Below are 25,538 nucleotides of genomic sequence, written 5' to 3'. Positions count from 1 at the left end.
ACGATCTGAACAGAATGGCCCAACCAATGCCTTCCGCAGAAGGCCGAACCGGGGGCGGCGTGCCCGACTGTCCCACCGCGGGTCTTCCTGCCAGCCGAACTGATCGCGGCACCGGAAAGGACGACGATGTCGACCGCTGTCGAGAACCCTCCTGCCGAGCAATGGCGCAGGATGTCCCACGGCGAACAGCTCGCCCGCGCGGCCCGCCGCTTCCCGGACCGGATCGCGGTGCGCTGCGGCGACCGCTCGGTCACGTACCGGGTCCTGGACCAGCGGGTCACCCGGGTGGCTCATGGTTTGCGAGGTCTGGGCATCACCGCGGGGTCCCGGGTCGCGATCCTGATGCGGAACACCATCGAGGTCGCCGAGATTTTCTATGCCTGCGCCCGGATCGGCGCCATCGCCGTTCCGGTCAACCACCGTCTCGTCGCCGACGAAGTCGGCTACATCCTGCGTGACTCCGGCGCCGGAACGCTGGTCGGCGAAGGCACGCTGGGCGACGTCGCCATCGCGTCCGCACAGCTGGCCGGCATCTCACCAGTCGTTTTGACCTCACCCGCCGAAGCGGGCGAAAACGTGCTTCGCTATGAAGATCTCGTCGCGTCCTCACCGGATGAACCGTTGGCTGTGGACGTCCCCGACGGGTCGCCGATGGCCATCATGTACACGTCCGGGACGACGGGCTCACCCAAAGGCGCCGTGATTCCTCACTCGGCGATGACGCTCCAGTCCCTCGCACGGGCCCACATCCAGCAACTCGTTCCGGGCGAGGAAGTGTGGCTGTCCGGCTTGCAGCTGTTCCACGTTGGGGGGCTCAACGCACTCGTCCTGTCCATCCTCCTCGGCGGACAGGTGATCATGCTCGCCCCTCGCACGAGACCGGCGGAAATCGTCGATCTACTCGAACGGCACCGGGTGACCACGTGCAGCCTGGTACCGACACAGTGGCAGGAAGTCTGCGCACCGGAGCACATCGAGCACCGGAGTTTCCACCTCCGCAGCATCAGCTGGGGCACCGCACCGGCAGGCCCGGATCTGTTGCGGCGCTTGGACGAGGTGTTCGGGCAGACCCGGATCTTCAATATATTCGGTCAGACCGAAACATCCGGGACCGCCTGCACGCTGACCGGGGACGAGGCCAGGAACAACCGGGGATCGGTCGGGAGACCCGTCCTGAACGTCGAAGTGCGGATCGTCGACGAAGAGATGCGGGACGTCCCGGCAGGGGACATCGGTGAGATTGTCTACCGCGGGCCGACGATCATGACCGGCTACTGGAACAAGACCCGCGAGACCGCGGAAGCGTTCGCCGGTGGCTGGTTCCATTCGGGAGACCTGGCGCGGATGGACTCCGCGGGGCTGCTCTGGATCGTCGACCGCAAAAAGGACCTGATCATTTCCGGTGGAGAGAACATCTACCCCGCCGAGCTCGAACGCGTGATCGGCAGCCATCCGAAGGTGAGCGAGGTCGCCGTTGTCGGCACACCACACGAGCGCTGGGGCGAGTCACCGCTCGCCGTCGTCGTGCCCGCCGATCCACTGGCGCCCCCGACCGAGTCCGAGATCATCGAGCACTGCAGGGAAAAACTGGCTTCCTACAAGAAACCCGGCGCCGTGGTGATCACCGCCGCCCTGCCGCGCAACGCCACCGGAAAAGTGCAGAAATTCAGGCTACGCGAGATACACCGGAGCAAGGGAGAACAAGGTGAGCGAACCCGTTGAGGAGCGCGTCGTCATCGTCACCGGCGCGGGGCGGGGCATCGGCAGGGCGGAAGCGCTGGAATTCGCACGTCAGGGCGCCAAGGTCGTGGTCAATGATCTGGCCGGTGACGACGACCCCGCGGGCGCAGTAGTCGACGAGATCCGTTCCCATGGTGGAGTCGCGGTGGCGAACCACGACGACGTGTCCACTTGGGACGGTGGGCGACAGCTGATAGGCACGGCGCTCTCGGAGTTCGGCAGGCTCGACGTGCTCGTGAACAACGCGGGCATCCTCCGGGACCGCATGTTCGTCAGCATGACCGAGCGGGAATGGGACGAGGTCATCGCAGTGCACCTCCGCGGCACCTTCGTCACCAGCCGCCATGCGGCGGGCCATTGGCGTGAGCTCAGTAAGAGCGGTAAGGCGGTCGATGGCCGGATCATCAACACCTCCTCGTCTTCGGGGCTGTACGGCAATGTCGGCCAGTCCAACTACGGCGCAGCGAAAGGCGCCATCGCATCGCTCACGATCGTGCTCGCCGAAGAGCTCGCCCGCTACGGCGTCACAGTGAACGCCATCGCCCCTGCCGCCTTGACCCGGATGACCGAGGCCCTGCGAGAGCGAACCGACGCCGAGAAGGCCGAGATGGATCCGGCGAACATCGCTCCACTCGTCGCCTGGCTCGGCAGCCCGGCGTCCCGCGCGGTGACCGGGCAGATCTTCAACATCAAGGGTTCCCGGATCAGCGTGGCCGAAGGATGGGTCGCCGGCCCCGAAGCCGACAACGGCACGCGCTGGACGCAGGAACGGCTCGACGAGCTGATGCCCGGCCTCGTCGCAAAAGCCCGCGGTCGTTCCGACATGGACGGACACCCGATCCCACGCTGACGGCCGCGCCGGGCTCGCTCAGACTCCGAGCCCGGCAGGCCTGCCCTCGACGATTTGGTCCAGGTATTCCGACATGCCGTGTAGCACACGCCCGTCGGGCAGGGCCCACTTCGTCAGGCCTTCCACGATTCTGGTCGTCTGCACGACCCCGTCTGCGGCCTCACGGCGGTGGCGCAAGGGCACCTTCGCGAGGACCGTGCCGTCCAGCTTCCATTCCCTTCCAGCGGATCGCAGGACCACCGTCATCGCCACCTGCTCGTCCCGGTCGTCTCGTTCACTTGCTATTTCCAGCGAATCGAGCTCGCTGAGAGTATCGCCGTCCCAGACGAAACCGCCCCGCAGAGCCGATCCGTCGCGCTGGCCGAACCACGCGCCCATGAAACCGAAGTCTTCGGCGGCGCCGTGCACCCACCGGTAGAACCAGGGAGCCTGCCAATGACGCGGCCCCCAGGAATGGTCTCGCAGACCGTGCCCGGAGATCTGCACGACCCGACGGCCGACGCGCAGCCGTCCCCGCGCGGACAGCAACTGCTCATAGTGGTTGGGGGCGAACGCCCCGCCGGCCGTTTCGAAGGTGTGCGCCGACGCGGGTGCGGTCGCGGTGATGTCGAGTTCGAGTGCACAGGGCAGCTGCGGACTGGAGCGGAACGCGGTCCGGGGATCGCTGAGCGCGGACGGATCGTGGATCAGAAAGACGTCACCGCAGTAGGAGACCTTGTGCCGACGCATCGGCTCTCGGACGACGAACCGCAATCGGGCGGCGTCGAACCTGTCGTTCGACGACACCTCCGGACGTCCGAAGCTGAACGCGACCTCGCCATCCGGAAGGTACAGACAGACCGTCATCTCGCCGCGTCCCTCGTTGGGCCGATTGGCGAGCCGGACAAACCCTCCCAGCCGCTCGTTCGGGTCGTAGAAGTGGAAGTACATCGACTCGTTGAAGTTCGCCTCGGCACCGACCGGGTGCGTGTAGTCGTCTTCGGGGCGCACGGATTCTCCTTGCGGGATCAGAGAAGTTCGAGGGCTTCGGTCAGCAGAGCGTGGATCGTCCCCTCGAGTTCGGCCGAGGACGGGGTTCCGCGCACACCGCTGTCACCTCTGCGCCGCAGGACGCCCTGCAGGAGAGTCGCCGCCTTCCAGTGGGTGAACGCGCGGTAGTAAGGCAAATCCGTGACATCGATTCCGGCCGAGTCGGCGTAACCGGCCACGACTTCGTCCCTATCGAGGAAGCCACCGACCCGGGTAGGGCTGGGGATCGCCGTCGCCGGCTCCGCGGGTGACCGCCAGTCGTCCGCGAGCCAGGCAAGGTCTGCCAGCGGATCTCCCAGTGTGCACAGTTCCCAGTCCAGCACCGCGTTGATCCGCCCCGCGGCGACCACGACATTCGAAAGCCGGTAGTCGCCGTGGGTGATGACCACCCGTTGCTGCCCGGGTATTCGCGCAGCGAGCCGTGTACGGCATTCTTCCCACTCCGAGTGCGGCTCGCGGCCGACCGTCCAGCTCGACCAGTTCCGCGCGAGGCGGGCCAGTTGCCGTTCCAGGTAGGCATCAGGGCGCCCCAGGTCTGACAACCCAACCTCGGCCGGGGAAACGGCGTGCAGAGCCGCCAGTACCCCGGCCACATCACGACTCACCGTGAGACGCTCGCGCGCCGGGAGCCCGGCCGCGTCTTGTTCATCGTTCAGCACTTCACCCTGAGCATGCTCCATCAGGTAGAACGGGCCGTCGATGCCCGCTTCGTCCTGGCCGCTCGCCACCACCGCGGGCACCGGGACCGGGCTGCCCGCCAACGCCGTGAGGACGCGCACCTCGCGGTGAACGTCGTGCGCGGTCCGGTCGTGCCGTCCGGGAGGAGGCCTCCGCAGCACCCAACGGTGGCCCGCTTCATCGGTGACCGCAGCGGTCAGATTGGACTGCCCGTTGCCGATCCGGCGAACCGTGACGGAGCCATGCACCTCCGGCGCACGATCGGCCAGCCAACGGGCGAGCGTCCCGTCATCACGGTCCGCTCCAGCCCGATCGTGGCCGTCCTCGGCACTTGCTTCCCGCACTGGGACCACCGGCCTGACTCCTTCGCCTCGACGACACGCATACTTTTAATCTATATTTGAAATTTTGTCGAAGTCAAGAAACCGGAAGACAGCCTCGAGTGTCATCAATAACACATGGATCGCCATGGGTGGCACCGTGAGATCGTGAGCCAAATTTCTAATTTACGTTAATCTGGATGGCAAATACGAGCAGATGAGGAAGCACGAATGACAGCCGAGACAGCAGAGCAGCCGGCAGACTGGACCGAACCCGGGGCACATGCCGTCACCTCCGGCATACACCGGATTCCGCTGCCACTCCCCCTGACCGGCCTCACCACGGTCAACGCCTACGTGCTCGAAGGCCCGGACGGCCTGGTTCTCGTCGACCCCGGCTGGCAAAGCGACGTCAACGAGCAAGCGCTCACGGTCGCTCTCGGCGATCTGGGGCACCGACTCCAGGACATCTCCACCTGTCTCGCCACCCATCACCACTGGGATCACTACACCCAGGCCTACGCCTGGCGGGACTCGCTGGGCATCTCACTCTTCACCGGTCGCGGTGAGCAGCACAGCATCAGTGCTTACGACCGCCACAGCACCCGTTTCCCGGAGCACCAGACGTTGCTGGCGAGGTGCGGGGCGGACGACCTGGCAAAGCGACTCCAAACCGAGCCTGCGCCCGACTACGAGACCGGCATGCCATTCGGGCCACCCGACGGCTGGCTGGACCATGAAGACCGGATCGCCCTGCGCCACGGTGAACTGGAAGTCGTCGCCACTCCAGGACACACGCGTGGACATACGGCTTTCGCGCATGCGACAGCCGGCGTGTTGTTCTCCGGCGACCACGTGTTGCCGAGGATCACCCCGTCACTCGGCTTCGAACTGTCGCCGGAACCTCGGCCGCTGCGCTCCTTCCTTCGCTCGCTCGAGCTTGTCCTCGGCCGACCGGATTCGGTACTTCTCCCGGCGCACGGACCGGTCACGACCAGCACGCACGCCCGCGTGCATGAACTGCTGGAGCACCACCGGGAGCGCCTGGACAAGGTCGCCGACGTCCTTACGGCCGGCGCGAGCACCGCCTACGAAGTAGCCGAGCAGTTGCCCTGGACCCGCCACCAGCGGCGGCTCGACCACCTCGAACTGGAGCACCAGATGTCCGCTGTCATGGAGATCGAGGCACACCTGGACGTGCTGACCTTGCTCGGCCGGGCCAGTTCCACCGAGACGCCGTCCCACCGGCAGTACCTGCCCGCCTGACGGCGCGCTCCCGCGCCCTGGATCTCCAGCTCGTTGCATCCTTGCATATTTTAATCTAACTTAAATTGAAGCCAGCGATCGAACCCGCACAAAGTAGCCAGCGGTGGCCACGCTCTCGCCCGAGGTAGCCGGAGTCGTCAAGACCGTCCGGGAATGGGTCGACGCCGAGGTGCGCCCGGTCGTCCGCGAACTCGAGCACGCCAACGAGTACCCGGAGAAGCTCATCGAGCAGATGAAAGAGCTCGGCATCTTCGGTCTCGCGATCCCCGAACCCTATGACGAGGCACCGGTCTCCATCCCTTGCTACGTCGGCATCACCGAGGAGCTCGCCCGTGGCTGGATGAGCCTGGCCGGGGCCATGGGCGGGCACACGGTGGTGTCGAAGCTCCTGCTCGCCTTCGTGACCGAAGAACCGAAAGACCGCTTCTTCCCCGGATGGCCACCGGCGAGGTCCGCGCGACAATGGCATTGACCGAACCGGGCGGCGGATCGGACCTCCAGGCCATGACGACGGTCGCCCGCCGCGACGACGACGGCTACGTGATCAACGGGGCGAAGACCTGGATCAGCAACGCACGCCGCTCGCAGCTGATCGCCTTGCTGTGCAAGACAGATCCGGCCGCGACACCCCGGCACCGCGGAATCAGCATCCTGCTCGTCGAGCACAGCCCGGGCCTGACGGTTTCACGGGATCTGCCCAATTGGGTTACAAGGGCGTGGAGAGCTGCGAACTGTCGTTCGACGGCTACCGGGCCCCGGCCGACTCCGTACTCGGCGGCGACGAAGGTCACGGCTTCGCGCAGATGATGAAAGGGCTGGAAACGGGCCGGATCCAAGTGGCGTCGCGCGCGCTCGGCGTCGGGCGAGCCGCCTTCGACGACGCGTTCGCCTACGCGCAGCAACGCGAAAGCTACGGCAAGCCCATCTGGAAGCATCAGTCCATTTCGAACTACCTCGCCGACATGGCGACCAAGCTCACTGCCGCACGGCAGCTCGTGCTGCACGCCGCAGAACGTTTCGATTCCGGGCAGCGCTGCGACATGGAAGCCGGTATGGCGAAACTCTACGCATCGGAGGTCGCCATGGAGGTCGCGCTCGACGCCGTACGCATCCACGGTGGCTACGGATACTCCACCGAGTACGACGTGGAGCGCTACTTCCGGGACGCGCCCTTGATGATCGTGGGTGAGGGAACGAACGAGATCCAGCGGAACGTCATCGCGGGCCAGCTGGTCAACCGGGGCGGCCTGGCCCGCTGACACCCGGGAGTGTGGGTACGGGTCCACCACCCGCGGAGCAGATAGTATTGATTCGTGGCTAGAAAACCGGCTCGTAAAGAGCACGACGAGGCAGGCGGCACCAAGTCCGCGACCACACGTTTGCGGATCCTCGACGCTGCCGCACACGTGCTGAGCCGAAAGGGTTTCGCGGGTACCCGGCTGACCGACGTCGCCGAGACCGCGGACATGCAGGCGCCCGGCATCTACTACTACTTCCCGTCCCGGGAAGACCTGATCGAAGAAGTCATGTGGTCGGGGATCGCGCACATGGCCCAGCACGTGCAAGGAACCCTCGACGAACTGCCGCCGGAAGCCGCACCGCTGGACCGCATCGAGGCCGCTGTCGAATCGCATCTGCGCTACCAGCTCGAGATCTCCGACTACACGACTGCCGCGATTCGGAACGCGGGACAGATTCCGGAGAACATCCGGGCCCGGTACACCGCCGAAGCGAACCGGTACGGCGATATCTGGCGCAAGCTTTTCGAAGACGCGCGGCGAGAGGGCGTGCTGCGGCCGGAACTCGATGCGAGGGCGGCCCGCATGCTCGTACTGGGCGCGCTCAACTGGGCAGCGGAATGGTGGAACCCGCGGCGCGGGTCGCTCGATCAGGTCATCCGCACCGCCAAGTCCATTGTGCGGAACGGGCTGAGTAGCGAGCCCGAGGCCGAAGCCGAGCGGCCCGCACCCCGAAAGGCGCGCCCCAGGAAGGCCGCCAAGGCGACCGGCTAGACACCGATGTGGCCAGGGCCGCCGCACCGTCAGTCGTGCGCGGACTCCGGGGAAACCTTCGCCACCGAGCCCGCGAACATGGTTTCGACCTGGTCCGGCCGGAGCCGCACGAACCGCCCCCGCGCCTCGACCAAGGGCGTGTCCGGATCGGCGGCCGTGGTGATGGCACCGGTCACCGTAGTGTGCCTGCCGCTCACTTCGACCGCCTTCGCCCAGATCCGGAGCGGGACCTCGAGCGGCACCGGACGCAGGTATTCGACGGTGAGCCCCTTCGTCACGCCGTTCCTCGCACTCGCGGCCACGGCGTGGCCGAGGACCTGGTCGAGCAGCATCGCGCTCATCCCGCCATGCCCGTACATGTGCGGGCCTTCGTAAGCCCGGCCCAGGGTGCACCAGCCGATCGCGCTGTCGCCGTCGATCTCGATGCGCATCGGCGGGGCGATCGGATTACCGGCCCCGATCACCGGGTTCAGCATGCGCACGCCGTTTCTGAGGTCGTCGACAGACGCCTGCTCCGGCAGCGGACGAACACGGGCCGCCAACGTCGGAGCGAGCCCACGCAGCGTCCTGGCGGTGCCCTCGAGCACGGCCGACGGGACCTCTGTCCGGGTGGTGAGATCGACCAGGGAGCGCAGTGCGGCGCCGAGTTCGGTCACTGCGGCGCGCCGTCGTCCCGATTCGTCTACCTGCTCCGAAGCTCCCAGTGCGGCGAGAATTCCGGCGGTGTCCTGCCCAGGCACAGGCGGCGAAGTGCCGAGGGACGCGGGCGTCCGGGAGAACCTCGGCGCCGGCGCGGGCTGGAGGAGCCCGTCGCGTTCGACGAGCGAGCCACGCGCCTTTAGATGCGGGTGAGCCGCGGCTTCGCGAAGGCTGAGTACAGGAGCGACGCAGGCGTCCGACTGAGCGAACACCTCGGCCCACTCGGCTTGGGTTCGCTTCTCGAACACCTCCGCGATCCGCTTGCGCAGCGCGGGCCAACGGTCCCGGTCCTGCTGGTCCGCCGGGTCTTCGTCGAGGCCGAGCTTGTCGAGGAGTTCGGCGTAGAACTTCCGTTCGAGTGCTCCGACAGCCATGTGCCTGCCGTCCGCCGTCCGGTACACCGAGTAGAAGGGTGTACCACCGTCAAGCAGGTTCACACCCCGCTCATCCACCCAGGTGCCGTTGGCAAGGAAGGCGTGCGTGCCGGCCAACAGGTGAGCGGCGCCATCGACGATGGCCGCGTCGACGACTTGCCCGCGCCCGCTACGCCACGCCTCGTCGAGGGCCGCCAGGATGCCGATGACCAGGTAGGCACCTCCGCCACCGAAATCACCGACCAGGTTCAGCGGGATCTGCGGCGGGCCGTCCGCAGGCCCGATCGCGTGCAAGGCGCCCGTCAGTGCGATGTAGGCGATGTCATGACCGGCTGTGGTGGCGAGCGGACCGTCCTGCCCCCACCCCGTCATCCGCCCGTAGACCAGCCGGGGATTACGCGCCAGACACTCGTCCGGCCCCACGCCCAGGCGTTCGGCGACCCCGGGCCGGTATCCCTCGATCAGCACGTCGGCCCGCTCGACCATTGTCAGGACGGTTCGCACCGCCTCGGGATCCCGCAGATCGAGCAACACCGACTTCTTTCCCCGGTTGAGGATGTCGGAATGTTCGTGTCCCGGGAAGAAGGAGCCGCCGGGACGATCGACCCGGACTACCTCGGCACCGAGATCCGCGAGCGTCATGGCGGCGAACGGGCCCGGCCCGATGCCCGCGAGTTCGATCACCCGGCGTCCCGCCAACGGCCCCGATGTCATGACCACACCCCTCACCGACACCTCTGTTCTAATGCAAGTTAAGCAGATCGACCGCCGCCCCTCGTGCCACTGAGAGCTATCTCTCGACCAACTTTCTATTTTAGATTAAATTATTGTACACTGCGGTCATGTTGCGAACACGCTTCACGGAGACTTTCGGAGTGCAGCACCCGATCGTCCAAGGCGGTATGCAATGGGTCGGTCGCGCCGAACTGGTGTCGGCAGTGGCGAACGCGGGCGCCCTGGGTTTTCTCACCGCGCTAACCCAACCGACGCCGGAGCACCTGGCGAAGGAGATCGCACGCTGCCGCGAAATGACCGACAAGCCGTTCGGGGTCAACCTGACGATCCTGCCCTCGATCAACCCACCGCCCTACGCCGAATACCGGGACGTGATCGCCGAATCCCACGTCCCGGTCGTCGAAACCGCGGGGTTCAACCCGGCCGAACACCTACCGGCGTTCCGGGCCGCCGGGGTGAAGGTGCTGCACAAGTGCACCAGCGTCCGGCACGCCGTGAAAGCTCAGGAACTGGGCGTCGACGGAATTTCCATCGACGGCTTCGAATGTGCCGGCCACCCTGGCGAAGACGACATCCCCGGGCTGATACTCATTCCCGCGGCCGCCGAGAAGATCACGATCCCGATGGTGGCTTCCGGTGGCTTCGCCGACGCGCGTGGCCTTGTCGCTGCCCTGGTGCTGGGCGCGGACGGAATCAACATGGGCACCAGGTTCGTGGCCACCGCGGAAGCTCCGGTGCACTCCCGGGTCAAGGAGCGGCTCGTCGCCGCCAGTGAACTCGACACCGAACTGATTTTCCGCCCTCTGCGCAATACCGGGCGGGTGGCGCGCAACGCGGTGAGCACCGAAGTGGTGTCCATTCTGGACCAGGGTGGCGCCTTCGACGATGTCCGGGAACTGGTGGCCGGAGCCCGTGGCCGGAAGGTGTTCGAGACGGGCGACCTCGACCTCGGGATCTGGTACGCGGGAATGGCACAGGGCCTCATCCGCGACATCCCGGCCGTAGCCGTGCTGATCGAGCGGATCATGACCGAAGCCAAGAGCCTGATCCACAACAGGCTGGGAAGTTTGCCGGCCTGACGGTTCAGGACGATGGCAGGCGACCGGCCGTGGCAACCACCACGGCCGGTCGTTCAGGCCGCTTTCCGGCGCTCGGCGAAAGCGAGCGCATCGGTCCAGCTCGTGCGCTTCATGATAAGGCCGCGGTACTTCATGATGACGTTCTGCCCGTTCACGGCGAGCGCGCCGGCGAGCCGGTCGCCCTCCCGGTACAGCGCGGCCATGCGGCCACCGGCCTCTGGATCACCTTCGACCACGCGGATCTCGTCAGTTGCCGGTACGCCGACGAACTGGATCCTGCTGTCGTACCAGTCGGACCAGAAGTACGGGACCGTCGAGTACGGCTTGGCGGACTCCGCATCGAGCGCGTTGCGGGCCGCCGCGGCCCCCTGCTCCGCGGCGCTCGTCCAGTGCTCCAGCCGCATCGGTCGATCGAACAACGGGTTCTGCCAGCGCGCCACGTCACCTGCCGCGTAGACGCCGTCCGCGCCGGTGAACAGGTACTCGTCGCACACGACACCGTTGTCCAGCCGAAGGCCGGAATCCTCGAGCCAGCCCGTCGCCGGTACCGCCCCGATGCCGACCACGACGAGGTCGGCATCGATCGTGGTCCCGTCCGTCAGCACCACCCGCTTCACCTGGCCGGCGCCTTCGAGTGCCGCCACGCCTACACCACAACGGAGATCGGTCCCGTTGCGCAGGTGCAACGCCGCGCAAGCACTGCCCATCACCTCACCGACAGCGCGCGCCAAAGGCGTCGGAAGCGCCTCGACCACGGTGACGTCAACGCCCCGTTTGCGTGCTCCGGAAGCGACTTCGGAACCGATGAAGCCGGCGCCGATCACGACGGTGCGGGCGCCAGCGTCAAGCGCAGCGCGCACCGCGATGGCGTCATCCAGCGTCCTGAGCGTATGTACTCCGGTCAGGTCGCTGGGCAGCGTGCGGGCGGTGGCGCCGGTCGCGATCACCAGCGCGTCGTAGGGCAGGCTGCTCTCGGCGAGACGCAGTTCCTTCGTCACGGTGTTCAGCCCGGTAGCGGGAGTGCCCAGCTTCAGGTCGACGTCGAGTTCATCGCGAAGCACCTCCTCGGAGCGGAAGATCGTCGCCTCCGGCACCGCGTCGTCCAAATAGGACTTGGACAGCGGTGGCCGGTCGTAGGGAAGGTGCTCCTCCGCGCCCACGAGAGTGATCCGGCCGTCGAATCCGGCTTTACGAGCACCTTCCACCGCTCGCAGACCGGCGAGCGAGGCCCCGACAACGACGAGGTTCCGCATGAGATCAGTCCTTTTCCAATCGCAGCGCCTCGGTCGGGCAGCCCGCGACGGCGGCCTCGACATCGGCAAGCAGCCCCTCGGAAACGTGCTCGGTCTTCAATTCCAGGTCTCCGGCGTCGTTCACCTCGAACACGTCGGGTGCCAGCGACTCGCAGATCCCCAGCCCGGTGCACTTCACGCGGTCGACGGTGATCTTCATGGTTCTCTCCTCACTTCGGGCTGTGTTGGCGCGTGATCTGCTCGACGACGAGCTTCGCGGTCTCCGCACAGGCGGTCGTGCCGCCGTTCGCGTACTCCTTGACACCGTCACCTACGTTCCACAGATTCGGGATCGGCGTGGTGTTGGGCAGATCGAAACCCGCGACGGCGCGCTGCGGGGGCCATTCGTCCCGGGTGGTCGCCCAGGAAATGATCCGCGCGCCGTCGAATCCGGGGATCTGCTCGCGAAGATCCTCCAGCAGGAGTTCCCTCTCCGCCGCCTCGTCGAAATCACCGACAGCGGGCTTCGGCACGGCTGTCCCGACATAGAGGTGCCAGCCTTCCGGCGCCATTTCCGGGCAGATGTCGGTGAAGTTCGCGACGTAGCACAGGCGGCGTGTCTTCGCGAAGCTCAGCATGCCAGGAGCGTCGACGAGTCGTTCCCGGCTCGCGAAGTTCACGGTGACCATCCCGCACGGCCGGTCACCACTTTGCACGGTTTGCCGGTATTCGGCGGGCAAGTTGTCTTCACCCACCAGCTTGACCGTCCCGGCTGGGCCGACGTCGCTCACCGCGAACCCGGCCGTGACCTCGACCTGCCGGCCGTCCCGGTCGACGGTCGCCCCGGTGACCCGGCCATCGGTGAGGTGCAGCTTCAGCACCTCGGCTGAGGTCCACACCTCACCACCGTTGGCCGTGATCGTCTCCGCGAGCGAGCGCCAGATGCCGATCGTGCCTTCAGGGCAGAAGCCGAACTTCTTGAAGGCGCTTTTGCGCGTGAAATAGGTGAGGAAAACGCGCGCGGGCAGCTCTTCGGAACCGACCGCGAAGACCGAGCCGCACATGTTGCGGAAAATTCCGTGCACGGACTCGTTCTTCGTGTATTTCGCGACCCAGTCCGCAGTGGACAGTTCATCCTCGGGCAGCCCGTCGTCCTTGCGCGCCGCGCCGAGGCCGCTCACGAGTTTCGCGCCCTGCCGGGTCAGCTTCGACAGCAGGAACCCCCAGCCGCCGCCGGTGACGTCGACGTCCTTGCCGCCGATCCGGTACAGGATCGGCGGATTGGGCCTGCGGATGTCGAACTTGGCGCCGACCTCCTCGAAGGTCTCCTGGGTGATGCCGTCGACCTCGATCACGATCGCGCCGTTGTTGACCTTGAATCCGTCGATGTCGCGGGTGGACGCGCGACCGCCGACGTGCTCGAGCCGCTCGACGACGAGCGTGCGGTAGCCGAGGTGGGTCAGCCGGGCGGCCGTCATCAGGCCACCCGCGCCGGCGCCCACGACGAGGGCGTCGAAGGTGGTGTTCTGGGTGTCGGTCATCGATTCGCCTCTCTCAGCCGACTGGATTGGTACCGGGGACGGACCCGGTCATGTCGGTGATCTCGCTCCACCGGGCAGCCACCTCGTCGACGGTGGGCACGTCGCCGAAGGTCACCCCCTTCGACTGGAAGTACTGCACCCGGTGGACCTGGCCGCCGCCGGCAACGATCACCGAGCCGCTGTCGGTGCACTCGTCGGCGAGCAGGTACGCCACGATCGGCGCGATCTGGGCAGGATCGAGCTTCTTCAGCAACTCTGGCGGGGCCACGTCCTCGGTCATCCGGGTCGCGGCCATCGGAGCCACCGCGTTGGCGAGGATGTTGTACTTGCGGCCTTCCAGCGCGAGCGTGTTGGTCAGCCCGATCAGGCCCGCCTTCGCCGTGCCGTAGTTCGACTGGCCGAAGTTCCCGTAGATCCCGCTGGTCGAAGTCGCCATGACGACCCGGCCATGTCCTTGCTCGCGGAAATGCGGCCACGCGGCGCGGGTCACGTTGAAGCCGCCGAACAGGTGCACCCTGAGCACGGATTCCCAGTCGTCGTCGCCCATCTTGTGAAAGGCGCGGTCTCGCAGGATGCCGGCATTGTTCACGAGGCCGTCCACACGGCCGAAGTGGTCGATCGCGGTCTGCACGATCTTCGCCGCGCCATCGGAAGTGGCGACGCTGTCGTAATTGGCGACCGCTTCACCGCCCGCGGCGCGGATTTCCCCGACCACGGTGTCGGCCATGGACGTGCCCGCACCGGAACCGTCCCTGGCTCCGCCGAGGTCGTTGACGACGACGCGCGCTCCCCGGCTCGCGAGCAGCAGTGCGTATTCACGCCCCAGCCCGCCGCCTGCGCCCGTTACGACGACGACTCGGCCCTCGACTCCTGGCATGGTTGTGCGCTCCCTTCGGTCAGTACGAGTTGGGCAGCCCGAGGCTGTGCTGGGCCACGAAGTTCAGAACCATTTCCCTGCTGACCGGCGCGGTTCGCATCAGGCGGATGACGAACCACAGGTCGGCCAGGCCGTACTCCCGGGCGAGACCGTTGCCGCCGTGTGTCTGGATCGCCTGGTCCAGTGCTTTCAGCCCGGCCTCGGCGGCGGAATATTTCGCGATGTTGGCCGCTTCGGCGGCGTTGCGGCCCGAGTCGAACAGCTCAGCTGCACGCATGGTCGCGAGGCGCGCCAACTCCACCGCGATGTGGGATTCGGCGAGTGGGTGTGCGATGCCCTGGTGCGCACCGATCGGTGTCGACCACACCTGACGCTGGCAGGCATAGTCCCGCGCCTTCGCGACGGCGTACCGGCCCACACCAGTGCACAGCGCGGCGGCCAGGATCCGTTCCGGGTTCAACCCGGCGAACACCTGCCGGAGTCCCTTGCCAGCTTCCCCGATCAGCGCCTCCGGGCCGACACGAACCTCGTCGAGGAAGACGGTGAACTGCCGGTCCGGCGAGGTGAGTTCGGTGTCGATCCGTTGCAGCGTCAGTCCCGGGCTGTCGATCGGAACCACGAACAACGACAACGGCTTGCGGCCGCCCGGAGCGCCTTCCCCGTCACGCGCGACCAGAAGAAGTGCTTCGCTTTCGTCTGCGGCCGAGATGTAGTACTTCCCGCCCGAGATGACCCAGCCGTCGGTGTCCTCGCGGGCGATGGTGGCGACGTTGTGGCTGTTGGACCCGGCATCGGGCTCGGTCAGGGCGAACGCCATCTTCCGGCTGCCGTCGGCGATGCCCGGCAGCCATTCCGCCTTCATCTCGGCCGACCCGTGAGCCGCCAGGATCGAGCCGCAGATCGCCGGCGAGATCACCGCGATGAGCAACGGGATCCCGTGCGCGGCCAGTTCCTCGACGACAATGGTCAGCTCGGTCAGGCCCGCCCCACCGCCGCCGTGTTCTTCGGGCAGGTGCACTCCGAGCAGCCCGGCCTCGCCGAGTTCTTGCCACAGCTCACCGATGTGCTCGCCACGTCGTGCTCGCTCGGCGTAGTACTCATGCCCGTACTTGGCGGCGATCTTCGCCACGCTCTCCCGGAGCAGGCGGTGCTCGTCGTTGTCGATGACCAGTCCGGTCATGTTCACCTTCCCTCGAATATCGGAGTTTTCTTCGCGAGGAAAGCCTCGACGGCCCGCCCGGCATCGGACGTCGCGCCCGAGCGCACGATGGCCTCGGTTTCCTTCAGCAGTTGATCGGACAATGTGGACGACCACGAATCGCGAAGGAGACGGCGGATCTCGCAGTAGGCGCGTGTCGGGCCGTCGGCCAGCTTTCGCACCGCCGCCCAGGCCCGATCCTCGAGCGCCTCGTCGGGTACGACGTGCGACACCAGTCCCCACTCGGCGGCCTCGTCGGCGTCGAGCACGCGCTGCTCGTAGTAGAGCTCGAAGGCCCGGCGGAGCCCGACAAGCCTTGGCAGGAACCAGGAGTTGGCACCATCACCCGAGAGCCCGAGCCCCGTGAAACCGGTCGCGAACTTCGTGCCTTCCGCGGCGAACGCGATGTCCGCGACGTACAACAGGCCGAGCCCGCCACCCGCGACCGCGCCTCGTGCCGCCGTGACGATCGGCGCCTCGAGCCCGCTGAAGATTCTCAAAGCCTCGTGGTATGGGCTGGTCATCCGCCGCAGAACAGCAGGCAGTTCACCCGGTTCGGCCTCCGCGAACGCGGAAATGTCGCCACCGACCGTGAACGCGCGCCCCTCGCCGGTGACCAGCAACGCCCGCAGGTCATCGCGTGCCGCACAGCGCAGCGCTACCTCGTACAGTTCGTCCGCCGCGGCCTGGTTCAAGGCGTTCCGGGCTGTCGGCCGGTTCAGTCGCAGTTCGCCGACCCCGTCGGTCACTGTGAATTTGACGGTTTCGAGATCCACCGGCGCGAGCGCCTCCGCCCACCGGCCACTGTCGGTGAGCTGCTCCAGCCCGGAAATCCGGTCGTCGGAGAACGAGAGCACGTGCACGAATTCCGCGTCGAGGTCGCCGCCACCACGCGCCTTGCCCTGGTAACGACCACGTACCTGCAGCCTGCCGTCATCCAGCAGAGCGAACTCGGCGGGCACGGCGTGCGCGGCGTAGCTGCGCCCGATCCGTCCCCAGAACTCACGGCGCATCTCCGCCGGCCCGTGGTAGTCCCCGCCGAGCCCCAACGGCAGTCCTTCCGTGGCGTGCCCCTCGAACGCGGGGTGCAACAGCCGGTCCAGCCCGTCACGGTCACCTGAGGACAGTGCCCGGTACAGCTGGGTGGCCAGTTCTTGCGCCGCCGCGCGATCCATGGGCCAACCTCCGCTTCGTCGCGTGCTCACTTCTTGAATTTAATATAGATAAAAATATCCGGTGCAGTCAACCACGCTCGGAGCCCACCACGGAGACGAACGACACGCAGCTCCCCGGGCGCCCGCCGAGGTTGTGCGTCAGCGCGAGCCGGGGATCGGCCAGCTGCCGCTCTCCCGCGGCCCCCCGGAACTGAAGCCAGACCTCGTAAAGCATTCGCAGGCCGCTCGCTCCCACAGGATGGCCGAAGGACTTCAGCCCGCCGTCAGGGTTGACCGGAAGCCTGCCGCTCAGCTCGAACGCGCCGTCGAGGATGTCCTTCCACGCCTGGCCACGTTCGGCGAAGCCGAAGTCTTCCATCAGCACCAGCTCGGTCGGGGTGAAGCAGTCGTGCACTTCGGCGAAGGAGATCTCGTGTCGTGGATCCGTGACACCCGCCTGCGCGAAAGCGTCCCGTGCGCTGCGGACGACTTCCGGGAAGGTCGTGTAGTCGTATTCGCTGTCGGACGCGCCCAGCGCCGGCCCCGCGGCCAGTGCCAGGCCTTTGACGAACATCGGGCGGTCCGTGTACTCGAACGCGTCTTCGGCCCGGACGATCAGAGCCGCGGCGGCGCCGTCGGAGACTCCGGAACAGTCGAAGACGCCGAGCCTTCCGGCCACCTTCGGTGCGCGCTCGATCTTCTCCTTCGTCACCCCGGACCGGAACTGCGCCTTGGGGTTTCGGGTGCCGTTGTCGTGGTTCTTCCAGGCCACATGGGTCATCGCCGACCGCATGTCGGCCGGGTCCACCGAATATCGTGCGCAGTAGGCCGGATCGAGCAAGGAGAAGGCCGCCGGCGCGGTCAGGCTCAGCTCGGGGGCCGTCCCGTCCCCCGGCGGATCGGCCCGCAGCAGCCCGGAAAACCCGGAGTCCTTGAGCTTTTCCACCCCGATCGCCATGACTCGGTCGTAGGCGCCCGACGCCACCGCGTAGCAGGCGTTGCGGAATGCCTCCGATCCGGTCGCGCAGTAGTTCTCCACGCGCGAAACAGGCTTGTAGTCCAGCGACAACGCCTTGCTGAGTGTGAGACCGGACTGCCCCGACCCCAGGGTGCCCAGCCAGTAGGCATCCACGTCGTCGCGGGCGACCGGCGTCGTCTCGAAGACCTCTCCAGCAGCATCGACCAGCATGTCTTCGGCCGAGGACGCCCAATGCTCGCCGAACCGCGTGCAGCCCATCCCGACGACGGCGACGCGGTCACGGATTCCCTTGCTGCTCACAAGCGCGCCTTCCAGAAGTAGTTGTGCACACCGCCGGCGGTGAACAGGCGGCGAAAGGACAGGCCAACCCGGGTGCCGACCGCGAGCTCTTCCGGCAGCGCGTCGGCAACTTCGAGTGTGTACCGGCCGCCGCCGTCGAAATCGACGACAGCCTCGATCAGGGGCGGGGACGGGGAAAACGCGAGCCGGTCGACGGTGTAGGTGGCGACGGTGCCCTGTGCGGACGCGAGCCGGCGGGGTTCCATCTCGTCCACGGATCCGCATTTCTTGCACCCGCGTTGCGGAGGCAGGTGCACGAACCCGCAGCTGCCGCAGGCACTGCCGGTAAAGGAGAACTTCCAGGCCGCCGTACGCGAGCTGGGCGGAGCGGCGGGCAGGTCCGGCTCCGGCCGGCGTGGTGGCTCACGTTCGAGCCATCCTCGCCAGTTCAGGTAAGTCAGGTAAGGGACTTCGACGCCGTCAGCGAGCTGCCCAGCCACGGACCGCGCCTGCCGGGCCGCCGGAAGACGTTCCGTGGTCCGCAAGACGATGGCGTCGCAACCGTCCGCAGCCGACAAAATCAGCACCGTCTCCCCCACGCCCGCCCGGTCGAGCACGTCCGCCAGCCCGAGCGCGAAGTCCGCTGCCCCCGAATGGCCGATGGGCGAGGACGTGGCGCCGGGAAACACACGAGCCGCCTGCTTACGCACACCGGAGTTCGGCGACACGACGACCACGTGGTCAGCCTCGCCGAGCCCCGCCAGCTTCAGCGCTTCGACCGCCGTTTGCCGCAGCAGCGGCAGATAGGTCTCAAGACCGAACCGCTCCTCCCACTGGCCACCTGCCGCGTCGCCGGGTTGACGCCAGCGGTCGAGCAGCTCGGCTGAAAGGGAATGCTCCGCCAACACCTCGGCGATGCCTTCCGGTTCGTCGCCGAACAGGAAAGCCACGGCGCCGTCGCCTCCACCGCGTTCGTCGCCGGACCCGGGCCGTCCGGTCCGCACGTCCGCGACAACGGCCAGCCCGCCCGCCGCTCGCGCCGCCCGCCACGCGGCGAAACCCGAGCGAGCCGAACCGGCGAGGTCGGCGGCGAACACCGCCTGAGGCAACCCGAGAGCCGCGTGGATGGCCGACGCGTTGGTCTTGTCGAAGTACGCCGGCGAAGTGGTCGCGAAATACAGGACTTCCGGCGCGGCGTCGTGGTCACGCAGCAGCGCGGACGCGGCCTCGACGGCCATCGTCGTGCTGTCCTCGTCGAAGGAGGCGGCAACCCGATTGTCCTTTTCAGACAATCGAAGCCGATGTTTGGGCAGATAGGCCGAGTAGGCGAGGAGTGTGCTCATGAGACCCCTTCGAACAGTGCCGCCATGCCTTGCCCGCCGCCGATGCACATGGTTTCCAGCGCGAGGTTTCCTTTGCGGCGACGCAACTCGTGCAGCACGGTGGTCAAGATCCGTACCCCGGTGGCCCCGATGGGATGGCCGAGCGAGATGCCCGATCCGTTCACGTTCAACCGGGCCTCGACCTCGTCTTCCTTGACACCCCAGCCTTTGAGCACGCCGAGCACCTGGCAGGCGAAGGCCTCGTTCACCTCGATCAGGTCGAGATCGTCGAAGGTGACGCCGGTGCGGTCGAACAGCTTGGCGACCGCGGGCACGGGTCCCAGGCCCATGGTGGCCGGGTCACATCCCGCGGCTGACCAGCCGCGCAGGAAACCGAGCGGTTCCAGGCCAAGCTCACCGAGCTTGTCTTCGGCAACGATCAGGCAGGCTGCCGCGGCGTCGTTCTGCTGGCTGGCATTGCCCGCCGTCACCGTGCCACCCGGCGTGATCGGCCGCAGCCTGGCCAATGAGTCAGGTGTGGAATCCGGGCGGACACCCTCGTCCTCGGTGAAGGGCAGCGGGTCTCCCTTGCGCTGGGGGACTTGGACCGCGATGACCTCGTCGGCGAACTTGCCGTCCCGCCAGGCGGCGGCAGCGCGCTGGTGGCTGCGTGCCGCGAAAGCGTCCGCCTGCTCGCGGGTGACGCCGTGGCGCTCGGCCACGTTCTCGGCGGTTTCGATCATTCCGCTGATCGGGCCGAATCGCCATTCCGGCTGGGAACGCTCGCGCCCGCGGTCGAGGCGGTCGTAGAGCGCCACGTTGCCTGACCGGCTGCCCCAGCGAACACTGGTGGTGTAGTGCTCGATCGAGCTCATGCTCTCCACGCCACCGGCCACGACAACGTCGGCCGCGCCCGTCTGGACCATCATCGCGGCCGTCACGACCGCCTGCAGTCCACCACCACAGCGCCGGTCCGTCTGCAGACCGGGAACCTCGACCGGCAAACCGGCGTGCAGCGCTGCCCACCGGCCGATGCACGGCGCCTCCGAGTTGGCGTAGGACTGCGCGAACACCACGTCTTCGATCCGCTCGGGGTCCACAGTGGACCGAGAGAGCAGCTCCTTCAGCACGGCCGCGGCCAGCTCCTCGGCCGGAACGCGACGCAAGGCGCCGCCGAAGGCACCCACCGGCGTGCGCACCGGACTCACGATGGCGGCTCGCCTCATACCAGTACTTCCCTTCTGTCGATCGCCCCTTCGAGCGCCTGGCGATGCCCGGGATGGGCGATCGCCAGCAGCCGCTCTTGCCGTACCCGCAACGACTGTCCTCGCAGATCGGCGACCCCGAACTCGGTCACCACGAACCCCGCATCCGAACGCGCGGTACTCACCGGGCCGGACAACGACGCGACGATCCGGCTCGCGTCTCCCGCGGTCGCCGGAAGCGCGACGACCGGGACTCCTCCGCGCGACCGGGCGGCCCCGCGGAGGAAGTCCGCCGCACCGCCGACGGCGCCCACGTAGTCCGCGCCCGCGACCTCCGCGTTGACCTGCCCGGACAGGTCCACCTCGAGCGCCGAATTGATGGCCACCAGGCGGTCTTGCGCCGCAAGGACTTCGGGATCGTGGGTGTATGCGGTCTCGCGCAGGACAACAGCCGGGTTGCGGTCGGCGAAGTCGAACAACCGCCGGGTTCCCATGAGTAGCCCGGCGACGGCATGACCTCGGTCGAGACTCTTGCGCGCGTTGGTGATCACGCCGGCTTCCATCAGATCGGCCACCGCGTCGTTGAGCAGCCCGGAATGCACGCCGAGGTCCCGCCGGTCGACCAGCTCAGCCAGCACCGCCTCCGGCAGGGCCCCGATCCCGAACTGCAGCGTGGCACCGTCGTCGATCAGCCCTGCCACGTTGGCCGCGATCCGCCGGGTGACATCCCCGGCCCGTCGAGGCGCCACTTCGGCGGGCGGCCGCGACGTATGCACGACGACGTCCAGTTCGTCCTCACGGAGGCGCCTGCCCGATGTCCGCGGCGCCCGGTCGTTGATCTCCGCGATGACCACACGTGCGGTGGCGATCGCGGCCGACACGTAATCGTCGGCGAGTGCCAGCGAGTACCTTCCGGTTTCGTCGGCCGGGGACAGCTGGAGCAGCACCACATCGGCACGAAGCGAACCGGCTGAGAGCAGCTGCGGAAGGGTCGAGTAGTGCACCGGCACCACGTCGAGCGCCCCGGCACGGTACAGAGCCCGGTTCCCGCCGCTGCCGCAGTACGACACGAAGGACAGGTGGTCCCCGTGCTCCGGCTGGATCGTGCCGGACGCCGGGATGCCCAGGAAGCACCGCACAGGGCCCAGTTGCTCCCGGTGCGCGGCCAACTGTTCGGTCAGCGTGAGCGGTTCCCCGCAGGCTTGTCCCCAGACGATCGTGTCGCCAGGGCGGACGAACTCCGCGAGGTCAAGCTCTCCCGGGGTGTTCAGGACCTTCACACATCCTCGCGCCAGCGGTCCGCGGCGGGGTCGAGCAATCGCTGCAGATGTCCTTCCGGCAGCCAGACGATCGTCTCGAGCTCCAGCGCGTCCAAGTGGCGGACGCGGCCGGTCCGCAGATCTTCCAGCCGCAGTCGCGGCCCGTTGCCGTCGTGGTCGGTCGAAACAGCGATCTCGGCGAACTCGCTGCCGACGACGTTCCGGTATTCCTTGTCTGCCACAGCTTCTCCTCAGATCAGGAACGCCATCGTGGGGAGTGCCTGGTCAGCGTTGACGAGGTCCACCTTCTTGTAGGCGAGCTTGAGCTCGCCGTCGACGACGCGCAGCCGGTAGGTCGTCCGGCCGGCCCAGATCTCGGTGCCGCGGACCCGCGACTCGGCGAGCACGAAGTTCGCGGCGACGACCGTGTCTTCGCCTTCGACACCGAGAAATTCCACATTGGACACTGTGCGGCGCAGGTTCGACGGCGGTGACTGGGAATACCGCTTCCCGGTCCGCAACTGCTTGAGCCGGGTGGAGATGCGATTGCGGTTGTCGTAGACGACCGCAACGACAGTCGCCGGATCCGACGTGTCGTCCCCGGCCGGCACCCAATACAGGGCGTCGTCCGTCCACAGCGCTTCCCACGCGTCGTAGTCGTGTTCGTCGGCATAGCGCGCCTCGCGGAAGAGGAACTGCTCGACCTGCCGGATGTCCAGCTCTGTCGCGGCGGTCATTTCCCGTCCTCCATCAGCTTCTTGTAGTGCGCCCAGAAGCCACGCATACCGGTCTCGTCCGTCGCGGTACCGATCTTCAGGCCGCGCTCGTCGACCTGCTCGCGTGCCAGCCCTCGCCGGATGTCCAGCCACTCGGGGCGAAGCTGCTCGGCCCCGCGCTGGTTGCGCTCGTACATCTCGGTGTCGTCCGCGAGCAGCATGCCCGCCGGGCCGACCGAACCGATCGACTGCGACACCATGCGCCGGTTCAACTCCGGAGCCCCCTTGAGCTGCACCGCTGTCGCGTGCTGAACACACTCCCCCGCTGACAGCGGCTGGATCACGAAAACCTGGATCTCGGCGATGAACAGGTTCGGGAAGATCATCACGTGCGGAGCGCCCTCGATGAGGATGTCTTCCGCTGCCGGACCGTGGGCCTCGCGCATCTTCGCGACGTACTCCGGTACTCGGCTCTCGGTGGTGCCGAACCAGCGCATCGGTTCACCGAACTTGCGGAACTCCGGGCGCAGGTCGTTTTCACTGTGCCCGTTGCCGAGGTTGCGCGTCACGGCCGTCGACTGGTCGCTGTAGAGCGCGCCGATCGGACTGCCCGTGACACTGAAGATCGAGCCGTGTACGAACTGCGGGTGGTACCCGTCGGTTTCGTTCTCGGCCAGCAGTTTCCAGTTGGCCCGTGTCCGGTGCTTGAGCCAGCCGGCGCTGAGTTCGACCTCGCCCTCGGGCGAAAGTCGGCAGAGCCGGTCGATCTCGCCGGCTGCGGGGCCGAGGTGCTCGACGAGGCTCGGTCCGTCCTCCGCGAAGCTGCCGAAGACGAATCCCCGGTAGGACTCCATCCTCGGTACCCGCCCCATGGCCAGGTCCAGCTTTCCCTTGCCGCCGTAGCCCATGTTGTACGGGTAGCCGAGCAGTTCACCGCTGTTGCGGTAGGTCCAGCCGTGGTAGGGGCACCGGAACGAGTTCGAGTTCCCCCGCTGGTCCTCGCACACCAGGTTCGCGCGGTGCGCGCAGCGGTTCAGCAGCAGATGCACTTGACCGTCCCGGTCCCTGGTCATCACCAGGTCCTGCGGGCCGATGTTCTTGCGCACGTAGTCACCAGGCTGCGGAATCTCGCTCTCGTGGCCGACATAGACCCAGGTGCGGTACCAGATCCGGGCCAGCTCGTCGGCGAAGATCCGCGGCTCGGTGTAGAGCGACCCGTGTACCCGGTCGGGCTTGATCAGGTCGTCGTAGATCGTGCCGTTGCCGGGCACTGTGGCGGTCACGCTTCCACCCCTTCGGTCGTGATTTTCTGCTGTGCCCACTTCACCAACCGGAACTTCTGGACCTTCCCGGTCGGCGTGGTCGGTAGTTCCACCGAATCGAGGAACAGCACGTGCTTGGGTACCTTGAAGCGGGCCAGCTTTTCCTTACACAACGCGAGAATCTCCTCGCGTGAGATCTGGTAGCCCGGCGCAGGGACGACGCAAACACAGCCCGCGTCGCCCCAGCGCTCGTCCGGGACACCGATCGCGAACACCTGGCTGATTGCGGGGTGGGTGCTGAGCAGGTCTTCGATCTCCTTGGGCATCACCAGTTCGCCACCGCTCTTGTAGAGCTCCTTGCTGCGCCCCGTCACCTCGATGTAGCCGTCTTCGCGAACCCGGCCGAGGTCGCCCGAGACGATCCAGCCTTCCCGCTTCGCGGCAGCGGTTTCCTCGGGTTTGTTCCAGAACCCGAGCATGTTCGTCGGGCCGAGCGACGCCAGTTCCCCTTCAGCGTGCGGCGGTAGGTCTTCGCCGGTCACCGGATCGATCGTCTTGTAGACGGTGATGGCGTCCTGCCCCTGAACCCCGGCACTGCCGGCCAGTTTGCTCCTGCCGACCGTCTCGGACGAGTAGCTCAGGTCGTCTTCCGGGAGCGTGAGGGTCATCGCGCCACCGCATTCGGTCATTCCGTAGCCGGTCACGATCTCGTCCACACCCAGTTCGGCACTCACCCGCTCCCACAACCACAGGGGCGCCGGCGCCGCGCCGGACAAGATCGCGGACAGCGAGGAGAGATCGAATTCCGGGCGACGGGGATGCTCCAGTAGCGCAACCGTCATGGTCGGCACACACAGGATGTCGGTCGCGCGGTGCCGATGGATGCCCTCGAAATAACGCACGGGATCGAACGTCGTCTGCGGGATGATCGCGCCGCCCACCACCATCGTGGCCAGCAGGCCTTCCACATATCCGAACATGTGGTAGCAGGGCAGGGAAAACAGAATACGACGACCGTCTTCGAACGCGCGCGTGAGTGCTGACGCGTATGCGGTTCGCTGCACGGCGTCGTGGGTGACCAGAACCCCCTTGGGAGACCCGGTGGTCCCCGAGGTGTAGAGCATGTCGCCCACGTCGCCGGGCTGCGCGGTGTCTTCGGCGAGGCCGACGTGCTCGTCGCCCAACTCTCCCAGGCCCGCGACGGTCAGCACTCCGTCGCGGTCCCGGCCATCGGTGGAGAGCACCACGACATGCCGCAGGTGCGGAAGTCCTTCGGGCTTGCCCTCGGCCCAGCCCGGCGCGATCCGGTCGAGGGTGCCCAGGTAGTCCAGATCGCCGAATCCGGTCATGGTGATCAGAACCGAACACTCGGATTGTTCGAGCACGTACGCCAGTTCTTCTGCGCGGTACAGGTAGTTGAACGGGATCGCGACCGCCCCGGTCTTGGCGACCGCGAACTTCACCGGCGCGAACTCGGGGTAGTTCGCCAGCAGGATGCCGACCCGGTCACCCGTACGCACACCGAGCGCCGCGAGGCCGTCCGCCATCCGGTCCGCCCAGCGGGCGGTTTCCGCGTAGGACAACGTGATCTCGTCGCCGATGACGAACGGCCGGTCACCGTACTCCTGCGCACAGTGGTCCATCCACGCGCCGAGGGTCCTCGGTACCCAGCGGGGGAACCGCTCGCGTAGCCGGGAGCGGCGCTGCTCGATGTCGATGGCCACGACTGCCT

At 67.1% G+C, this 25,538-nt stretch carries 22 protein-coding genes and 2 pseudogenes; 6 read left to right on the top strand and 18 right to left on the bottom strand.

All coding sequences use genetic code 11. The features are described from left to right. Positions 1–126: 126 nt before the first annotated feature. Together FPZ12_RS03450 and FPZ12_RS03445 are read left to right on the top strand one after the other, a co-directional pair. The gene (locus FPZ12_RS03450) at positions 127–1,722 is read left to right on the top strand and encodes an AMP-binding protein (protein ID WP_144745500.1); all 1,596 of its coding nucleotides are present in this window, start codon (positions 127–129) and stop codon (positions 1,720–1,722) included. Next, positions 1,706–2,590, top strand: coding sequence for an SDR family oxidoreductase (locus tag FPZ12_RS03445; protein WP_144745499.1), 885 nt, complete (start codon positions 1,706–1,708; stop codon positions 2,588–2,590). Before FPZ12_RS03450 ends, FPZ12_RS03445 begins: the two co-directional genes overlap by 17 nt. An 18-nt stretch (positions 2,591–2,608) precedes the next feature. Here the strand turns inward: FPZ12_RS03445 and FPZ12_RS03440 are convergent, their stop codons facing one another. Beyond that, positions 2,609–3,580: a DUF7064 domain-containing protein gene (locus FPZ12_RS03440; RefSeq protein WP_144745498.1), complete on the bottom strand. Its 972-nt coding sequence runs from the start codon at positions 3,578–3,580 to the stop codon at positions 2,609–2,611. Positions 3,581–3,597: 17 nt separating this feature from the next. Then, on the bottom strand, positions 3,598–4,545 hold the full coding sequence (locus FPZ12_RS03435; RefSeq protein ID WP_243769664.1) for a phosphotransferase family protein: 948 nt from the start codon (positions 4,543–4,545) through the stop codon (positions 3,598–3,600). A 303-nt stretch (positions 4,546–4,848) separates the two neighbouring features. Between FPZ12_RS03435 and FPZ12_RS03430 the strand changes: the two genes are divergently transcribed. From FPZ12_RS03430 to FPZ12_RS03420, 3 genes and pseudogenes are all read left to right on the top strand, one after another. Then, positions 4,849–5,883 carry an MBL fold metallo-hydrolase gene (locus tag FPZ12_RS03430; RefSeq protein ID WP_144745496.1) on the top strand — a complete coding sequence of 345 codons (1,035 nt, stop codon included), beginning with the start codon at positions 4,849–4,851 and terminating at the stop codon, positions 5,881–5,883. Between the two features lie 103 nt (positions 5,884–5,986). Then, positions 5,987–7,142: pseudogene (locus tag FPZ12_RS03425) on the top strand (acyl-CoA dehydrogenase family protein). A 54-nt stretch (positions 7,143–7,196) separates the two neighbouring features. After that, a complete protein-coding gene (locus FPZ12_RS03420) occupies positions 7,197–7,895 on the top strand; it encodes a TetR/AcrR family transcriptional regulator (RefSeq protein WP_166462553.1) in 699 nt (232 codons plus the stop codon). Between the two features lie 29 nt (positions 7,896–7,924). Here the strand turns inward: FPZ12_RS03420 and FPZ12_RS46265 are convergent, their stop codons facing one another. Together FPZ12_RS46265 and FPZ12_RS46260 are read right to left on the bottom strand one after the other, a co-directional pair. Beyond that, on the bottom strand, positions 7,925–8,236 hold the full coding sequence (locus FPZ12_RS46265; RefSeq protein WP_279537769.1) for a PaaI family thioesterase: 312 nt from the start codon (positions 8,234–8,236) through the stop codon (positions 7,925–7,927). A 342-nt stretch (positions 8,237–8,578) separates the two neighbouring features. Then, positions 8,579–9,682, bottom strand: a pseudogene (locus FPZ12_RS46260) (CaiB/BaiF CoA transferase family protein); the annotation flags it as partial. A gap of 128 nt (positions 9,683–9,810) precedes the next feature. Here FPZ12_RS46260 and FPZ12_RS03410 point away from each other — a divergent pair. Next, a complete protein-coding gene (locus tag FPZ12_RS03410; RefSeq protein WP_144745494.1) occupies positions 9,811–10,782 on the top strand; it encodes an NAD(P)H-dependent flavin oxidoreductase in 972 nt (323 codons plus the stop codon). Between the two features lie 53 nt (positions 10,783–10,835). Here FPZ12_RS03410 and FPZ12_RS03405 read toward each other — a convergent pair whose 3' ends face one another. The 14 genes from FPZ12_RS03405 to FPZ12_RS03340 form a co-directional block, all read right to left on the bottom strand. Further along, positions 10,836–12,035: an NAD(P)/FAD-dependent oxidoreductase gene (locus tag FPZ12_RS03405; RefSeq protein ID WP_144745493.1), complete on the bottom strand. Its 1,200-nt coding sequence runs from the start codon at positions 12,033–12,035 to the stop codon at positions 10,836–10,838. Between the two features lie 4 nt (positions 12,036–12,039). Then, a complete protein-coding gene (locus FPZ12_RS03400) occupies positions 12,040–12,234 on the bottom strand; it encodes a ferredoxin (protein ID WP_144745492.1) in 195 nt (64 codons plus the stop codon). Between the two features lie 10 nt (positions 12,235–12,244). Beyond that, positions 12,245–13,555: a phytoene desaturase family protein gene (locus tag FPZ12_RS03395; RefSeq protein WP_144745491.1), complete on the bottom strand. Its 1,311-nt coding sequence runs from the start codon at positions 13,553–13,555 to the stop codon at positions 12,245–12,247. A gap of 13 nt (positions 13,556–13,568) precedes the next feature. Continuing rightward, a complete protein-coding gene (locus FPZ12_RS03390) occupies positions 13,569–14,432 on the bottom strand; it encodes an SDR family oxidoreductase (RefSeq protein WP_144745490.1) in 864 nt (287 codons plus the stop codon). Positions 14,433–14,451: 19 nt separating this feature from the next. Then, positions 14,452–15,612 (bottom strand): acyl-CoA dehydrogenase family protein, encoded by a 1,161-nt coding sequence (locus FPZ12_RS03385; protein ID WP_144745489.1) that lies wholly within the window; start codon positions 15,610–15,612, stop codon positions 14,452–14,454. Positions 15,613–15,614: 2 nt separating this feature from the next. Beyond that, positions 15,615–16,805, bottom strand: a complete 1,191-nt coding sequence (locus tag FPZ12_RS03380; RefSeq protein ID WP_144745488.1) for an enoyl-CoA hydratase-related protein — start codon at positions 16,803–16,805, stop codon at positions 15,615–15,617. 67 nt (positions 16,806–16,872) lie between these two features. Further along, positions 16,873–18,063: an acetyl-CoA acetyltransferase gene (locus FPZ12_RS03375; protein ID WP_144745487.1), complete on the bottom strand. Its 1,191-nt coding sequence runs from the start codon at positions 18,061–18,063 to the stop codon at positions 16,873–16,875. Then, positions 18,060–19,385: an OB-fold domain-containing protein gene (locus FPZ12_RS03370; RefSeq protein ID WP_144745486.1), complete on the bottom strand. Its 1,326-nt coding sequence runs from the start codon at positions 19,383–19,385 to the stop codon at positions 18,060–18,062. Before FPZ12_RS03370 ends, FPZ12_RS03375 begins: the two co-directional genes overlap by 4 nt. After that, positions 19,382–20,590 (bottom strand): acetyl-CoA C-acetyltransferase, encoded by a 1,209-nt coding sequence (locus FPZ12_RS03365; protein WP_144745485.1) that lies wholly within the window; start codon positions 20,588–20,590, stop codon positions 19,382–19,384. The genes FPZ12_RS03370 and FPZ12_RS03365 overlap by 4 nt, the downstream gene beginning before the upstream one ends. Then, positions 20,587–21,849, bottom strand: a complete 1,263-nt coding sequence (locus FPZ12_RS03360) for an acetyl-CoA hydrolase/transferase family protein (RefSeq protein ID WP_144745484.1) — start codon at positions 21,847–21,849, stop codon at positions 20,587–20,589. Before FPZ12_RS03360 ends, FPZ12_RS03365 begins: the two co-directional genes overlap by 4 nt. Next, positions 21,846–22,070, bottom strand: a complete 225-nt coding sequence (locus FPZ12_RS03355; protein WP_144745483.1) for a hypothetical protein — start codon at positions 22,068–22,070, stop codon at positions 21,846–21,848. Before FPZ12_RS03355 ends, FPZ12_RS03360 begins: the two co-directional genes overlap by 4 nt. A gap of 9 nt (positions 22,071–22,079) precedes the next feature. Continuing rightward, the gene (locus FPZ12_RS03350) at positions 22,080–22,565 is read right to left on the bottom strand and encodes an aromatic-ring-hydroxylating dioxygenase subunit beta (RefSeq protein ID WP_144745482.1); all 486 of its coding nucleotides are present in this window, start codon (positions 22,563–22,565) and stop codon (positions 22,080–22,082) included. After that, the gene (locus FPZ12_RS03345) at positions 22,562–23,827 is read right to left on the bottom strand and encodes an aromatic ring-hydroxylating oxygenase subunit alpha (RefSeq protein WP_150980180.1); all 1,266 of its coding nucleotides are present in this window, start codon (positions 23,825–23,827) and stop codon (positions 22,562–22,564) included. Before FPZ12_RS03345 ends, FPZ12_RS03350 begins: the two co-directional genes overlap by 4 nt. Then, complete coding sequence (locus FPZ12_RS03340) at positions 23,824–25,530, bottom strand: class I adenylate-forming enzyme family protein (protein WP_144748696.1); 1,707 nt, start codon at positions 25,528–25,530, stop codon at positions 23,824–23,826. The genes FPZ12_RS03345 and FPZ12_RS03340 overlap by 4 nt, the downstream gene beginning before the upstream one ends. Positions 25,531–25,538 lie beyond the last annotated feature (8 nt).

This window comes from Amycolatopsis acidicola (genome assembly GCF_007713735.2).
GTDB lineage: Bacteria > Actinomycetota > Actinomycetes > Mycobacteriales > Pseudonocardiaceae > Amycolatopsis_E > Amycolatopsis_E acidicola.
Note: the sequence above shows the minus strand (reverse complement) of the source record. Positions and strands in the feature narration are given on the sequence as shown.

Excerpts from the sequence above, each read along its gene's own strand:
- FPZ12_RS03370 (WP_144745486.1), bottom strand. The coding sequence starts at position 19,385 with ATGAGCACACTCCTCGCCTACTCGGCCTATCTGCCCAAACATCGGCTT.
- FPZ12_RS03380 (WP_144745488.1), bottom strand. The coding sequence starts at position 16,805 with ATGGATCGCGCGGCGGCGCAAGAACTGGCCACCCAGCTGTACCGGGCA.
- FPZ12_RS03365 (WP_144745485.1), bottom strand. The coding sequence starts at position 20,590 with ATGAGGCGAGCCGCCATCGTGAGTCCGGTGCGCACGCCGGTGGGTGCC.
- FPZ12_RS03430 (WP_144745496.1), top strand. The coding sequence starts at position 4,849 with ATGACAGCCGAGACAGCAGAGCAGCCGGCAGACTGGACCGAACCCGGG.
- FPZ12_RS46265 (WP_279537769.1), bottom strand. The coding sequence starts at position 8,236 with ATGAGCGCGATGCTGCTCGACCAGGTCCTCGGCCACGCCGTGGCCGCG.
- FPZ12_RS03410 (WP_144745494.1), top strand. The coding sequence starts at position 9,811 with ATGTTGCGAACACGCTTCACGGAGACTTTCGGAGTGCAGCACCCGATC.
- FPZ12_RS03450 (WP_144745500.1), top strand. The coding sequence starts at position 127 with ATGTCGACCGCTGTCGAGAACCCTCCTGCCGAGCAATGGCGCAGGATG.
- FPZ12_RS03395 (WP_144745491.1), bottom strand. The coding sequence starts at position 13,555 with ATGACCGACACCCAGAACACCACCTTCGACGCCCTCGTCGTGGGCGCC.
- FPZ12_RS03350 (WP_144745482.1), bottom strand. The coding sequence starts at position 22,565 with ATGACCGCCGCGACAGAGCTGGACATCCGGCAGGTCGAGCAGTTCCTC.
- FPZ12_RS03400 (WP_144745492.1), bottom strand. The coding sequence starts at position 12,234 with ATGAAGATCACCGTCGACCGCGTGAAGTGCACCGGGCTGGGGATCTGC.
- FPZ12_RS03390 (WP_144745490.1), bottom strand. The coding sequence starts at position 14,432 with ATGCCAGGAGTCGAGGGCCGAGTCGTCGTCGTAACGGGCGCAGGCGGC.
- FPZ12_RS03405 (WP_144745493.1), bottom strand. The coding sequence starts at position 12,035 with ATGCGGAACCTCGTCGTTGTCGGGGCCTCGCTCGCCGGTCTGCGAGCG.
- FPZ12_RS03385 (WP_144745489.1), bottom strand. The coding sequence starts at position 15,612 with ATGACCGGACTGGTCATCGACAACGACGAGCACCGCCTGCTCCGGGAG.